The 14,674-nt window shown below is 35.9% G+C and carries 10 protein-coding genes, 1 tRNA gene and 1 pseudogene; 2 read left to right on the top strand and 10 right to left on the bottom strand.

What is annotated here, in order from left to right; genetic code table 11:
- Nucleotides 1-73: 73 nt before the first annotated feature.
- The gene (locus tag ACFIMI_RS02110) at nt 74-676 is read right to left on the bottom strand and encodes a superoxide dismutase (RefSeq protein WP_375628283.1); all 603 of its coding nucleotides are present in this window, start codon (nt 674-676) and stop codon (nt 74-76) included.
- Between the two features lie 872 nt (nt 677-1,548).
- Between ACFIMI_RS02110 and ACFIMI_RS02105 the strand changes: the two genes are divergently transcribed.
- Nucleotides 1,549-1,623 (top strand) — tRNA-Gln (locus tag ACFIMI_RS02105).
- A 229-nt stretch (nt 1,624-1,852) separates the two neighbouring features.
- Here ACFIMI_RS02105 and ACFIMI_RS02100 read toward each other — a convergent pair.
- The 9 genes and pseudogenes from ACFIMI_RS02100 to ACFIMI_RS02060 form a co-directional block, all read right to left on the bottom strand.
- Nucleotides 1,853-2,203 carry a toxin-activating lysine-acyltransferase gene (locus ACFIMI_RS02100; RefSeq protein WP_375692211.1) on the bottom strand — a complete coding sequence of 117 codons (351 nt, stop codon included), beginning with the start codon at nt 2,201-2,203 and terminating at the stop codon, nt 1,853-1,855.
- A gap of 120 nt (nt 2,204-2,323) precedes the next feature.
- Nucleotides 2,324-3,364, bottom strand: a complete 1,041-nt coding sequence (locus ACFIMI_RS02095; RefSeq protein ID WP_375638059.1) for an HlyD family type I secretion periplasmic adaptor subunit — start codon at nt 3,362-3,364, stop codon at nt 2,324-2,326.
- 78 nt (nt 3,365-3,442) lie between these two features.
- A complete protein-coding gene (locus ACFIMI_RS02090) occupies nt 3,443-6,235 on the bottom strand; it encodes an autotransporter outer membrane beta-barrel domain-containing protein (protein ID WP_375692202.1) in 2,793 nt (930 codons plus the stop codon).
- Nucleotides 6,189-7,247 (bottom strand): hypothetical protein, encoded by a 1,059-nt coding sequence (locus ACFIMI_RS02085; RefSeq protein ID WP_375638060.1) that lies wholly within the window; start codon nt 7,245-7,247, stop codon nt 6,189-6,191. The genes ACFIMI_RS02090 and ACFIMI_RS02085 overlap by 47 nt, the downstream gene beginning before the upstream one ends.
- Before the next feature lie 392 nt (nt 7,248-7,639).
- Nucleotides 7,640-8,041 (bottom strand): annotated as a pseudogene (locus ACFIMI_RS02080) (DUF1499 domain-containing protein); the annotation flags it as partial.
- A gap of 1,425 nt (nt 8,042-9,466) precedes the next feature.
- Nucleotides 9,467-10,249: a DUF1499 domain-containing protein gene (locus ACFIMI_RS02075; protein WP_375613003.1), complete on the bottom strand. Its 783-nt coding sequence runs from the start codon at nt 10,247-10,249 to the stop codon at nt 9,467-9,469.
- A gap of 534 nt (nt 10,250-10,783) precedes the next feature.
- Nucleotides 10,784-11,323, bottom strand: coding sequence for a hypothetical protein (locus tag ACFIMI_RS02070; RefSeq protein WP_375638061.1), 540 nt, complete (start codon nt 11,321-11,323; stop codon nt 10,784-10,786).
- Nucleotides 11,316-11,912, bottom strand: a complete 597-nt coding sequence (locus tag ACFIMI_RS02065) for a DUF1214 domain-containing protein (RefSeq protein ID WP_375631622.1) — start codon at nt 11,910-11,912, stop codon at nt 11,316-11,318. Before ACFIMI_RS02065 ends, ACFIMI_RS02070 begins: the two co-directional genes overlap by 8 nt.
- 17 nt (nt 11,913-11,929) lie before the next feature.
- Entirely contained in the window at nt 11,930-14,080 is a 2,151-nt protein-coding gene (locus ACFIMI_RS02060) for a transglycosylase domain-containing protein (protein WP_375638062.1), read from the bottom strand.
- Between the two features lie 346 nt (nt 14,081-14,426).
- On the opposite strand from ACFIMI_RS02060, the gene ACFIMI_RS02055 reads away from it, so the two are divergent.
- Nucleotides 14,427-14,663, top strand: a complete 237-nt coding sequence (locus ACFIMI_RS02055; RefSeq protein ID WP_273723886.1) for a hypothetical protein — start codon at nt 14,427-14,429, stop codon at nt 14,661-14,663.
- The last annotated feature ends 11 nt before the right edge of the window (nt 14,664-14,674 follow it).

Raw genomic sequence — 14,674 nt, 5'->3', positions numbered from 1 at the left:
TTTTGGTATGAAAGTCTCCGATAATTTATTGGATTATAGGGACTTTCATACACTAAAAAATTATTGAGACAGTTTAAAATTCACATTCTTCATAAAGTTTCAAAACATAGTCCCAATTAATTAAATGGTCTACAAAGGCTTCGAGGTACTTCGGTCGAGTATTGCGATAATCAATGTAATAGGAATGTTCCCACACATCGACACCCAAAATAGGGTGAGCATTGTGAATTAAGGGATTTTCGCCATTAGGCGTTTTCATAATTTCAAGCTTGCCATCTTTAACAGCAACCCACGCCCATCCAGAACCAAATTGGGCACTAGCAGCAGCAATAAAATCAGCGCGGAATTTGTCGTAACCACCTAGATCAGCGTCAATAGCTTTTGCTAACTTTTCAGGAAGTTTTTGGCCACCACCATTTTTTTTCATCCAAAGCCAAAAGTGGTTATGATTGTAATACTGCGCTGCATTATTAAACAAACCAATATTTTTTCCAAAACTTTTTTTAACAATATCTTCAAGGCTTTCATTTTCTAAGCCTAACTCTTTCACAAAATTATTGGTGTTGGTAAGATAAGCGAGGTGATGCTTATCATGATGATATTCAAGCGTTTCGCGTGACATATAAGGCGAAAGGGCATCGTAATCATAAGGCAACGGGGGCAATTCAAAAGCCATTTAAAAATCTCCTCGATTCTAATTGTTAAGCTTATTTCATAAGCCTAATTTGCCATTTACCGCATTTAAAAGCAAATGTTGAATACCTAGTTTGTATGAAATAGTTTTAATGTCTCTCTTTTTGTAAAAGAAGCTTTTAGGAAATGTATATTCATCAATCAAAAAGGATATTGGTCTACATAAAGATTGCTTCTGAAGATTTTTTACATCTATGAGTGGGTAATAAATATCATTATCTTTTGAATAAAAAGTAAATGGAAATAGCTATTATTCCTTGTTTTTGTATCTCTATTTTTTCAAATACCATATAAAATGTTTTTAATTTTTGCAAAACTCTTCCAGTTTATGGGTGTATCATAATGTTTTCAACAGAATAATAAGTGTTATTTTTTAGGAAATATTTTTCAATGTGCTTGATTTTATTTTATGGTGCTACCCATGAATAATATAATGTAAAAATTAGTGGACATTACCATCTTTATGCTTAATGCAAGAGCACAGCAGCACTATCATACACTTACCGGTTGCCAATGTGGAGACAGTTTTTTTTAATTGAGCAAGATGGGATTTTAATATATCAAGAAAAGTAAATCATATGCAAATTTATTAGATACATGAGTAAACTGCAAGATTTTCATTTTCTGTTCCTAGAAAATCAATACAAAGAGCAAAATAATTGATGGATAAATGGTTCCTACTTATGTTAAAATCACAACTGTATATCAGTTTCTGCTACGAATTTGTATCGATGGCAATGCCATACAAGACTCAGAAATTTTATGATAAAAAAGTAAAGTCTTTGATTTTCAGATATTGCGTCCAAACACAGGAATCGCTATAAGGTGCAGGAGTCGCTATAAAGCGTGTTTTTTTGGGGTATAGCCAAGCGGTAAGGCACCGGTTTTTGGTACCGGCATTCCCTGGTTCGAATCCAGGTACCCCAGCCAGTTCCGGTAAAATGTTAATAAAAGTTCGGCTTGAGAGTGGATCAATCCCCTTAACTATCTATTGCTATTCATAGAAAGTCTGGTAAGCTGAAAAACACCTATTTGTAGCGGGTTAGCTCTAAATATGGTAAGGTTCTCTTGCTATAGCTATCGCTTAAAGAGCTCTTTTAAAAGATTCTTTTCTATAAGACGAGGGGTAAATGATTTATGCGCACTTGCTTTAGAAAAACTATTTGGCTGGATTTTGCGCTCTATAGCAACACCGGCGGGTGATTTTCCGTATTCCACCATCTTCATTACGCCGAACAGCGTAGCAATAATGCTGATTAGGAAACACATGCCGCTGCATGTCACGTACCATACCAGCAGCATGTCCATAGGGTGCCACACAATCAATAAACCACATATATTCTCCGCCTTGCCAATCCGCATCGGACAAAAGCTCTCCCTTTTCAAGCATAGATTGATGATTTTTCTCATCTAAAAAAGCCCAAGTGATAAAGGCACAAAATTCTCCACGTTCATTTTTATAGAGCTTGTATTGCCTAGTCTGTAAAGCTGGTCCTAAATTTCGTTCGATATCCTAGATTCGCCAGCGGCGGTATAAGGAAGATGTAAGCATTAAAACAACCATAGCTCCTAACGCTGTAAGAGGGTCTATGAATGATGATGAAGGATTTTTATGCACACACATTAATCTTTATCTTTCCTTTAGAGATTGTTCTAAAATTTTGGTGATAGGCTCAAAGAAATAAGAAATGAGACGCCGTTTTGAGGTAATGACATCCGTTGTCACAGTCATGCCAGGGATAAATTTAAGTTGTTTGTTATTCAAAGTGATATGATCTTGGTCAATTTTGATTAAAACAGCGTAGACACCATTAATTTCTTTATTATAGCGCGCTGTAGCGCCTACATTAACGACTGTACCGTGGATAACACCGAAACGTTCAGGCGGAAAGGCAGAAAACTTGATGTAAGCACGTTGGCCCTTTTCTAAAAAACCAATATCTCGATTATCAAAAAATGCTTCAATAATGAGACCACCCGAACCAGGGACAATACGCATGAGCGTTTTACCAGCCTCTACAAAGCCGCCCAAAGTATGGATACTTAAATCATCGATACGTCCATCAACAGGTGCATAGAGTGATAAGTGGTCAAGATGGTATTGAGTGCTATCAAGCTTTGCTTTTAATCCTTGAAGATTCAGTTCTGTTTCACGCGAAAGTTGCCGATAGCGGGCGATTTCATCGGAAATGAGACTTTTCCGTTGTTGGCGGAGGGTGTTTATTTCGGCGGCATTTTCTTCCAAACGTCTTTGATTGGTTAAAATTTCATGCTCGACATTTTTAAAATCATGTAAACGCTCTAAATAAACGGCTTGGCTAATGACTTTTGTTTCCATCAGGCTTTTTGCAGCCTTTAATTTTCCTTGGCTTAATTGACGATCATCTTCCAACCTATCTAATTGCGCATGTTGTGTTGCACCGCTGCGCTCGACGCGGTCCGCCTGTGCTTTTAGCGCTCTTAATTTATCTTGGAGAGATTGAAGGGTAGCGCTAATGAGTTTTTCCCCTTCTATTCTTGCAGTCGTGTTGCCAGAAGGAGGAGCTGGCAGATAGGCAAGCCCTTTGGTTACAAAATCTTTATCCAAAGGATTGCTTTCAGCAAGAAGTGTTGTAGGTATGTTATAAAGAAAAGAATAACCGGTATTCCACGGTAGGTTTGTGCAAATCAAAAAGGCCACACAGTATGGAGTTGTCCAGCCTTTTTATGCAAGCAAATGGGAAAATAACGCTCACTTTACAGCATTTTCTTAGAACTGATAACGTATTCCACCAGAAAAGCTCGCTCCTGTTATACCCGTTTTTTGTAGCTTTTGTTGGTAACTAACATCACCATGAAGTACGATATTGTGGGAGAGTTGTGCATTGATGCCCAAACCGCCTTCAATGGCAGTTCCGGCAGGATCAAGGTCAAATTCCTTACCAATCTGTATTTTCCCATCATCACTAAAGGTTTTAAGAAAGTTCACTTTTCCATAAAAAGAAAAGGGATAATCACTTTCGACAGAAACAGTTTTAGTTAAACGTCCGCCAATCCGAACCAACCATTGGGAAGGATTTTTCATATCAATTTCTAGATTATCAGCATCTTTCATGGTGTCAAACGACAATTGTTGATAAACAATTTGTGCTTGTGGCTCAAACTCTATCCCTGCCATTCCTGTAGCAAATTCTTTTCCAATGGTAACCAAAGCGCTCAAGGTTTTGGCACCCTTCAAGTTTGCGGCATTCTTGATATCAGCCGTAGTGATATTTCCATCGATCATGCCATAGGAAGTTAGGACATCGACATATAAGCCATTGTTGTGTTGTATACTGCCATAAGCTGTAACCGCCCATTTATTGAGTGTGCTTTTGTCTGCACCCTCCATATCCTTAGGTGTGAAAGAGAGTTTCCCATAGGTTCCCATAAGTCCAAAATGCATGGTGATATTTTGGCTTTCCATTGCAGCTAATGCACCACCTGCTTGTACGGCAGCATAGCGAATATCAGCGCCATAGCCATATTTGAAGAGACCACGCTCAGAGGTTAAGGTAGCATTGCTACCATAGGGTGAAAAGAAGAAAGAATAATTTTGTGTTGTACGGATATCAGCTAACAATTTGCTTTGCTTAGTAATGTCGGTAAAACCAGCGTAGAAGAGAGCGTTAGGCATCACGATATAGCTTGCCACTTGCGGTACGACAGCTTCCACATGTGGACCAGGGACAGAGCCACCGGAACCGCTACCGCCACCGGAGTCAAGAAATGCTTTATGCAAGCGAAAATCCCAGAAGTTTTCATTTTTTTCATCAAAGAGGTTTTGCTCAATATTGGCTGTGCCATGGCGTGATTCTGGTCCATAAGCAGTTAGTGTGTATTTATAAGGCAAACCATCTCTTGTGATATAACCATTGGCTAATTTGAAGGAGTCTTCCATCGCTTTTCCAGAGACTTGGATAAGGGAAATACCGCCTGTATTCGAGGGGGCCGCAGCATTTTCTACACTGTTTTTATCCCCTACATCACTCTTGATATAAACTGTTGTTGTACCTGATGCATCGCCATGAATGAGAACGCGATCGGTTTTTTGATCATCTACAGCAACCCCATCGTTCCATGCCATGTTAAAGTGGATTTCTGCGTTTCCAGAAGCGTTATAGATCTCTGGAGTATCTTTTTTACCAGAACCGATATGTAATGTGTGATAATGGTTTTCTACTGGCTTTTCAAAAACAATTTTGCTGTCATTGAGGTTGAGTGCAGAAACATCAGAACGTGATCTTTGAGTGATATCAAGTAACTTGCCCGCATCATCTTTTTCTTTTGTGCTGGTGTTCACAAACCATGTTGTATTGTTTTTGAGATCAAAGCTTGTTTGTCCATTTTCGTCATTTCTTACACCACCTTGTAAGACAGAACGGTCTGCGGAGAGTGAAAAGATTTGATTAGGTTTTGGTGTATCATGGATTATCCCTACGAATAACCTATCGGCTCTGATTTCTGAATCTTTGAGGTTGAGTTTACCATTTGATGAATTGTTGGCAACAATACCCGTTCCATCTTCGATGAGAAGGTTTGTATTGGTCAGGTTTATTTCTAAAGTTTGATCGTTTTTTGAGTTATCAAAGCGTATCCCATTGCGCTGTGCTTTTGCAGAAATATCTGTGACATCAATATGTCCGCCATCTTTTACGACAAATGCTGCTCCTTTTGCACTTACACTCCCTCCCGTCATTGTGATTTTGGCTTCTTCACCATCTACATGGAGTCCGTAATTTTTAGATGTTACTGTGACATTATCATTTAAAGTAATTGTGCTACCTTGCAGAGTTTGTACTTCTCCACCAAAGGAACCTCCGCCCATTACTGTTATTTGGGAATTATCATTAGCCAAGAGAGCTTTTTCTGCATTCTTAACGGTTACATTATTTAAAGAAACCATGCTTCCTTTGTCAGCACTTATTCCTTTCTCCATAAGAAAGCCATCTTTACCGCTTGATATTTTCACATCTTTCAGCGTGTTTTCTTTGCTTGTGGTGTCAAGGAATAATGCACCTACTGCTTCGCCTTCTGTGATTTCAATAGATCCTCCTGTCATCTTGATTGTCGCATTATCACTTTGGGCTTTAACACCGATCGTAGCATTTTTAATTGTTGTGTTTCCATTCAATTCAATGGTACTGGAACCTCTTGCAAATGCGCCGAATTTTTTTCCTTTTCCATTTGCTGTGAGAGCAACGTCTTTAACATTAATATATCCACCAGCTTTTGTATATAATACACTATTGCTACCGGTAACAGTTCCCCCTGTCATAAAAATTTTTGATTGCTCACCAATTGCATGGAGGCCATCACACTCAGATGATGTGATTTTAGCCTCATTGTCCAAAGTAATGGTACTACCACTTTGAGCATTGATTGCATCTTCTTTTGCCTCAAAAGATCCACTAGAAACCATTACTTGAGATTTGTTATCTGCATAGATGCTGCGTTTTGCTTTTGTGACGGTTACATTATTTAAAGTAATTATGCCTTTTATAGCGGAGATTCCTTTCTCCATAAGAAAGCCATCTTTTCCACTTGATATTTTCACATCTTTCAGCGTGTTTTTTTTTGCTTGCGGTGTCAAGGAATAATGCACCTACTGCTTCGCCTTCTGTGATTTCAATAGATCCTCCTGTCATTTGAATGACACCATTGTCTTTTGCTTCAAGTCCAATAACAGTCTCTTTAATGGTTGCATTATTATGCAAATCAATCATGCTGTTAGGACCAGTGGATTTTGCGCCTGTTCCTTTGTTATATGCGGTGAGAGTGATATCGGCGACATCAATATATCCGCCATTTTCTGTCAACAGAGCACTTTTTTTCCCCTTTACAGTTCCTCCAGTCATTGTGATTTTAGATTGTTCACCATCTGCATGGAGTCCATCATTTTTAGATGTTACTGTGACATTATCGTTTAAAGTAATGGTACTGCATTGTTTAGCTTGTACCTCACCGCCAAAGGAACTGACAGATATTATCACATGTGCATCAGAAGATGCTGCTACGGATAAATCTGCTTCATTAACGGTTACATTTTTTAAAGTAATTATGCCTTTTCTAGCGGAGATTCCTTTGCTCATCGAAGTGTTGTCTTTACCGCTTGATAATTTCACGTTTTCCAATATCGTTGTGCCACTGTCATCAGTGTCTGATATAACGCCATAATCGGCTGCAATAACACCTCCTATCATCTTAAATGTACTACCATGCCATATTCCAACACCACTATGCAGCTGAGTATCGTTTGCACTTTTAATGGTTGTATCCCATAACTCAATTGAAGATTGGGTTCTAAGGACTACAGCATCCAAATCGTTGTTTATTGGATGACCTCCGGTCAGTGTTAAGTTTTTACCGATGACTTTTCCACCATTTGTTGTTTGAATATATTCATAAGTCTTGTTTGATACGTTTTTTACTTCTCCTTTATCAACTTCAAGAGATTCAGCATGTACGTTGAGATTTTTGCCAAAAAGCATAATTGCTGCGATAGCTGTACAGGAGAGTAAAGATTTTTTAGACATAGCTGTTCCTCCCTTATAAGCTCCGCATGTTCTCCCCGCTTAGAAGTAAGGAAAATAAACAATTTAAATTTTAATTACAATACTTACCTATTAGTTAATTTGTTATTATTTATCAAATATTATAAATTTACTTTTTAATAAAATAAATCATTTTTATTGTTTAATACATAGTATATTAATAGTTAATATATATTAATACTTAAAATATTTTAAATAAAAACATCAAATGAGAGACAAAACAATATTTTTGTTATGAAATAAGTTAGGATTGAGATATTTTCGTTTAAAAGCTTTGTCCTGAAAGAGTAAAAGCACTTTCAGTAATAAGTAATAATAGTGCAAACAAATGACAGGTTGGTAGGGATTTTTCTGTTGGAAGTAAGTACAAGTTTCTACTCATCATCTTGAGAAAGAGGAAGTGACGAGATTTCTGTATCAAGCGCATCCATAAAATCGATAATAAAAACAGCATTAGTCCCCAAATCTCTTGGCGAATAACGAGAAGCAGAACGCATATCAACAAAAGTTGTATCCCCTTCACCAGTTAAACGAATAACAATATCTGAAATAAAGCCAAGGTAAAAAGTTTTTGCCATTGTTTCAATATAAAGCGCATCTTCTTCACCTTTAAACTTTTTTTGAGCCACAACTGGCCAATCATACGCAGCTAAAACATTGAGAACGGATTCGCGAATACGGTCAGGTGATCCATCATAACGGCGCCCCGATATTTCTGGCCATTGTGACATCTGTAATGTTGTTTGTTCAGTCAAAACACTTTTGAGCGGTAAAGCAATGCACAAGCTTGTAGGCATAATTATGTGTCTACAAACTTGACAGGAAGGTTTAGGTGCATAATTTTACAAAATTATATATTTAATTTGGATTTTTTTTTATGAATGAGCTTATTAGTATTATTGTAGAATTATTATTTTCTATAGGTGCTTTATTTATATTTTTCTATACATTGTTTTCATATTATAAATCTAAAGGTTATAGTAAAAAGGAAATTTGGAAAAAAATTTTGTTAAGAATATTTTTGTTCGTTATATTATTTTCTATAATATTTTTTATTTATATACGTTATTTCTATGAACAATGATTATTAATTATTAATTTATAATTATAGATTAATTTGGAAATTTTATTTTTATATTATTTTACTTTATTAACTTTTGTATGATATAATATATATTAATGTTTATTGTTTTTATATATATTTAATTTGGATTTTTTATGAGTGATATTATTCGTATTATTGCAGAATTATTATCTTCTACATGTGCTTTCTTTATATTTTTCTATGCAATGTTTTTACGGTATAAATTTAAAGGTTATAGTAACAAAGAAATTGTGAAAAAAATGTTGTTAAGCACATTTTTGTTCATTATATTTGTTATATTACTTTCTATAACAGTTTTTATTTGTATACGTTATTTATATGAAAAATGATTATTTATTATCTTTATATAATAATGTTTTTGATATTTTATTTTCAATATTTGTTTTTATATTTTTATTAAGTTATAGATAAAGTGATGACAGTTGGAAAAATAGTATAAAGGAAGCAATTAAGACATTTAGTGGGTTATTTTTGGCGTTTTGTTTTATTTATGTTGCGTTTAAATATATTATATATTAGTATTTATATTTAAGTTATGTTTGATGAAAAATTATTTTCATTTAAATAAGTTTCTATTATTTGTAATAATATATATTTTTTTTATTATTATGAAATTTCTTTATAAAATTGAAATAATCATTTATTGTAAAATACAGATGAATTTATGTGTATTTTATTGTTAATTTTTTCTGTAACTATATTACATATGCATCATATTTTATGATAAATGTATTTCATCTTTCTTGATGAGGGTGTATTTTTCTATTTTCATTGGAAAAATGCGCCTGTAAGAAATGCTTAATTTCCTTATTAGAGAAGTCTTCTTTCCTACTTTTATGATGAGATTTCTGAGCATAAAAAATATATGTAAAATCAATTATAGTATTTAAGTTTAGAATTTGAATTCAAATATTTTATCTATATGTCACGCGCTAAAAAGAGGCTATAAGTTGCTTTTGGGTGTTTAAAGAACTTGTCAGTAATGCTTATGGCCGTCGAGAGACGATAAATGTTTTGTGCGTTTCTGCACGTCTCAAAATTTATTTTTGAAATAAGCTAATTTAGTAAATGTAACTTACTATACTTCTAATCTCTACTAATTATCTTCAGAAAGAGGAAGTGAGGCGATTTCTGTATCAAGTGCATCCATAAAATCGATAATAAAAGCAGCATTTGTCCCCAAATCTCTTGGTAAATAACGAGAAGCAGAACGCATATCAACAAAAGTTGTATCCCCTTCATCAGTTAAACGAATAACAATATCTGAAATAAAGCCAAGGTAAAAAGTTTTGGCCATTGTTTCAATATAAAGCGTATCTTCTTCACCTTTAAACTTTTTTTGAGCCACAACAGGCCAATCATACGCAGCTAAAACATTGAGAACGGATTCGCGAATAAGGTCAGATGATCCATCATAACGGCGCCCTGACATTTCTGTCCATTGTGAGATCTGTATTGCTGTTTGTTCAGTCAAAACACTTTTGAGCGGTAAAGCATCACTGGGACGTATTGTGCGAAAAAAAGCCGGCGGGTTTTGTGTATCGGTAGAAATATCGTAAAGAGCCGGTAAGGTAAACCAAAGTCCAAAAAAGAGCATCAATGGTGTCGCAGTTATGAGTGAATAAACGATCCCTTTTAAAGCTTTCATTCCCCCTAGGGCTCCATAGACCCACAAACTATGAAGTGCTTTAAGAGCGAGAAAAAGAGAAATAATCACACAGCAAGTAGAGATTCCTATCAAGATTATGAAGTCGCTTACGTTAAGTACGGAAAAACGTTGTAAAATGACCGAAAATAATAAAATAAAGAAGGCTAAACCACCAAATCGAGGGGACCATACTGCTGCTCTTGAAATTAACCGAACATATCTCTTCTTCATGAAGTTTTTCCCCTCAATTGTAAACTATAAGCCAAGTTTTTTCAGAGTGCATATCTTACAAAAAGCTTATGCTCATAAAACAAAAATAAAGCACTTATTTTTGAGGTCAAGGATGCGTAATGTCTTATAAGTTTCCAGTGGTTATTTTAGCACTTCATTGAAGGTAATCAGTATTTCTTCTATAGTTTATCATGTCATTGATGCGAACTTTATGGGAATGTTTGTAAATAAAAAGAAGTAAACTCAAATAACAAGTTTTACAATTGTTAGCAGCATATTTTTTTAGAGCTTTACTCTTGATTTTTCTCTTCTGATTGCGGGGAGTTTTTTCTGTCAGATAATGCGTATCAAATAGGATATGATGATGTGCAATAGAGATTTCATTCTACCTCAATAAAAAATTGAGGGATCTACAATCAGACAAATCTGAATTCGAATATTCAATTAATAGAGAAAAAAGATAACCATTTTGATAGGCTTCATGTATTTTGTATAGAAAGTAAGGTGTTGTACAAATGAGAGGTTAGTCGGTTTTTATTCATAAAATATACGGCAGGTCGCAGATGAAAGGAAAGCTTCACTTTCTTTTTTCGCAAGGGAAGAAGGGACAAAAGTACGTAAAATAACAAACCCTTCATTCAAATTTTTAGCAACCAAAACTGAATTGGTATTTTTTTTAGGTTTTGATTTTTTGAGTTCTATGATTTGTATTGGTTTTCCAATGATAAGATCGAGTGTCGCATCAGGGGCTGTTCGGTCATTAAGGCTATAGAAAATAATTCCGTTGTGTGTGTAGGCTGCTAGTGACCAAAATTGTCGTGTTTTCAAAGCTTTTAAATGAACAGGTCCATTTTCAAGGTTAAATCTGCAGACTTTAAGAAGAAAGAGGGGATCAGCAGATTGTTGAATAGAATTATCGGGAGTAAAAGCAACAAATTGATAAGGGGCTCCGGATTTTTTAAGTGCTGTCCATATATTATCCTGTGCCCAATAGGGGATCAGAAAGAGAACGCAAATATGAACGATAATAGCGCCAATGATTGCAAGAAGTGCGGTATAAATAAATCTAGTCACAATTTATTTGTCCTGATGGGATTTGTTCTATTGATGGCATTGTAAGCTTTTGTAATGCCGTTGCAGAGATGATTGAGGTATCGTATAAGGTAAGAATAAGCCCGAATTCTTTTTGACTAACTGTTGCAAGCCAATTGCCGGCTTGCGGTGTGGGTGAAATATTGATGCGCAATGAGCCATCATGCTCATAGATAATATTGTCAGTGTGGAGTTCAAAAGGTATTTCTTTGGATGAAGTATAAGGTTTTAGGGATTTGTCAGCTGTATAAAGGGTAAAAAGACGGGTTTCAGGGATGGTGCCTTTGAGTAAATAATGACAGTGATGATGAAGTGGACGCCCTTGGTTATCTTGCCAAATCTGGAATTGAATACCTTCAGTTCGTCCGAGTGAAACAATGCCTTGTTTAGCGGTGCGGGCGCGGGTATAAGGATCCATATTGGCGGTTCCCATTTGGGGATAAGCACTCCATTTTCCAATTCTAAAGAGTCCAAAATGAGGAAAGGAATTGAGCACATAATCGACACTCAGTGTTCCACATAAAATGGAAAAAGCGAAGATAAAAAAGAAAATGGTGATATTAAAAAACATCAGTGAATATCTTGAATTCAAAATGTTGAATCTCCAGTTGTTTTCATTTTCAAAGAAATTGCAGATGTTTTTTTCAGATCTTTGTTAATCAATCGCACGATATTTAATGTTTCAGGAGAAAGCGTAGAGGGTATTGGAGGAGGAACTTCAGAATCTGCATGGGAAGAAAGTACTGGGGGCTGATAAGGAAGGAGAGAATCTTTAACACCATAGAGCTGTTTGAGCATGATATTTTGATGTGCAGCAAGCATGATGCGATGCCATATCATGGCAGGAACGCCACCCCCAAAAGCACGATTCATCGGTGAAAAGTTATCATTTCCCATCCATACCGCTCCTGTATAATTGCCTGTAAAGCCAACAAACCAAGCATCACGATAAGATTGTGATGTTCCAGTTTTCCCAGCGACGAGAGTCATGGTTAGAGCAGCACGCTTACCAGATCCTCGTGTCGTGACACCCACCATCATTTGGTTCATATAAGCTGTTGATTGTTCACTCAGAACTCGGTGTAGTTTTTTTCCGTTATGTTCGAAATCCCACACGACACGACCATCAATTGTTTTGATTTGCGTAAACCCATGACGATTACCAGCTATCCCGCCATTGGCAAAGACATTAAAGCCAGTTGCTTGATCCATGGGGGTCATGTTGGAAGTACCAAGAACCATTGTTTTGTGTGATAAAATATGCGCGTTAATCCCCATATTCTTGATGAGATCTATGATGGGTTGGGTATCACGGTTAAGATATTGATAGGTGAGATACACAGGGACTGTATTAATAGAAAAAGCTAAAGCTGTTGCTAAATCAATTTTTCCCAAATAACGACCAGAATTATTTTTTGGTGTCCAACCTCCCCAATTGATAGGAGCATCTAAAACGATTGTCGAGGGAGACAGTCCGTGTTCCAGTGCGGTTGCGTAAACATAAGGTTTGAATGAAGAACCAGTTTGCCGTCCGCCTTGTGTTGCTCTGTTAAATTGGCTCTTTTTATAATCTTGTCCTCCAACAATTGCGCATACGGCACCGTTATTATCGAGTATAACGGTGGCAGCTTGGGTTACGCGATATTGTTGACCATATTGATGTAAATGATATGCGATTGATTCTTCTGCTGCTTTTTGAATATTCGGATCAAGGGTCGTTTGAATAATTAAACTATGGCTTGGAAGTTGATTACGCATTTTTTTGACTTCCTCGAATGCCCAATCAAGAAAATAATCTGGCTGATTATTTTCTCTTTGGGGAAGTGCCTTAGCAGGGTGGCGATGCGCATTGATAATTTGGCTCTTCGTCATAAAGCCACTATTAACAAGATTAGAAAGGACGATATTGGCACGTGTTTGAGCTGCAAAGAGATGACTATGAGGAGCATATTTTGTTGGAGCTTTAAAGAGTCCTGCTAACATAGCAGATTCACTTAAAGAGACATGACGTATGTTTTTTCCAAAATAAAATTTTGCCGCTGCGGCAATACCAAAATTGTTTCCTCCCATATATGCTCGGTCAAGGTAAAGTTGTAAAATCTGCTTTTTGCTAAAATTTGCTTCTAGCCAAAGAGCAAGATAAGCTTCTTTGATTTTACGTGTTATGGTTCTTTCGTTTGTTAAAAATAAATTTTTAGCCAATTGTTGTGTGAGAGTTGAACCACCTTGCACCACACCTTTAGCTTGCATATTTTGTGAAATTGCCCGTGTAAGTCCTTGAAAATCAATGCCCCAATGATCAAAAAAACGACGGTCTTCTGTAGCGAGAACCGCTTTAATGACAGTGTCAGGCATTTCTTCAACGGGGACAGAGATTGCCGGCAGTGCACCACGGTGCCCAATGGAATTTCCATAGCGATCTAGAAAAAGAATGGAAAAGTTTTTAGGAGAAGACCAATCTGTTTTGGTCAGTTCAAAAACAGAAATGCCCAAAATAGTGAAAAGAGTAAATCCCATCAACCCTAATGTCAGTATTTCATCGAGAACTTCAACGATAAAACGTTTCCATCCTTGAAGATGAAAATTTTGTGAGACGATTTTTGCCTTTTTCCAGAAAAAACTGTTAGCAGAACGAATGTGATAAAGCGCTGTGTCTAATCGTGCGTCTAATTCAATGAGAGCAGGACTATGAAATGGCTTACGGTGTTGCCCTTTCTTTTTTTTAAAAAAATCAAACATTTAAAGAGAGCCTATGGCAAAGCAATACAACCAAACAAATCTACAATAATTATATGGAGTAGAAGTATTTTTTTTCTATAGTTCTAACAGAAAAAGAATTTGTTTTAGAATTATGCATTTTTTGTAAGATAGTATATTAATATTTTATTATTTTATTGAATAAATTTTATTCTCATTATTAAAAATATTTTTTTGATTTTTTAAAAATTTGGAGTAATGTTAATATGTTCTTCTGTAAGATAGAGGATAAATTGTTTTCATTTGTGATTTTTTAATCGACTAAAAAAAACCATTATTTCTTTTATCCTTTATCAAGGAAGAGAAGAGATGGGTTATTGAAATATTTATGATGAAAAAAAAATTCTTGTTCGTAATAATAGCAGCTTTTTTAGGAGCAGATTCTGTTCTAGCTTCTGGGTGTGCTGAAGTAGGTAAGAAGGCTGCCGCACAAGAGAGCGGGGTTCTCGTCCGTTCAAAACCGGTTGTTCAGGATGGAAAGGACATGTGTGCAATTGTAGTTGTTGTACCAGCCCGTAATGGTGAAAAGTTACGTCGTGTTGAGTTTTTTGTTCCTGCTGATTAGTCTTTAGCAGA

Origin of the sequence: Bartonella sp. AP4SXKL (genome assembly GCF_042195845.1) — a bacterium.
GTDB lineage: Bacteria > Pseudomonadota > Alphaproteobacteria > Rhizobiales > Rhizobiaceae > Bartonella.
Note: the sequence above shows the minus strand (reverse complement) of the source record. Positions and strands in the feature narration are given on the sequence as shown.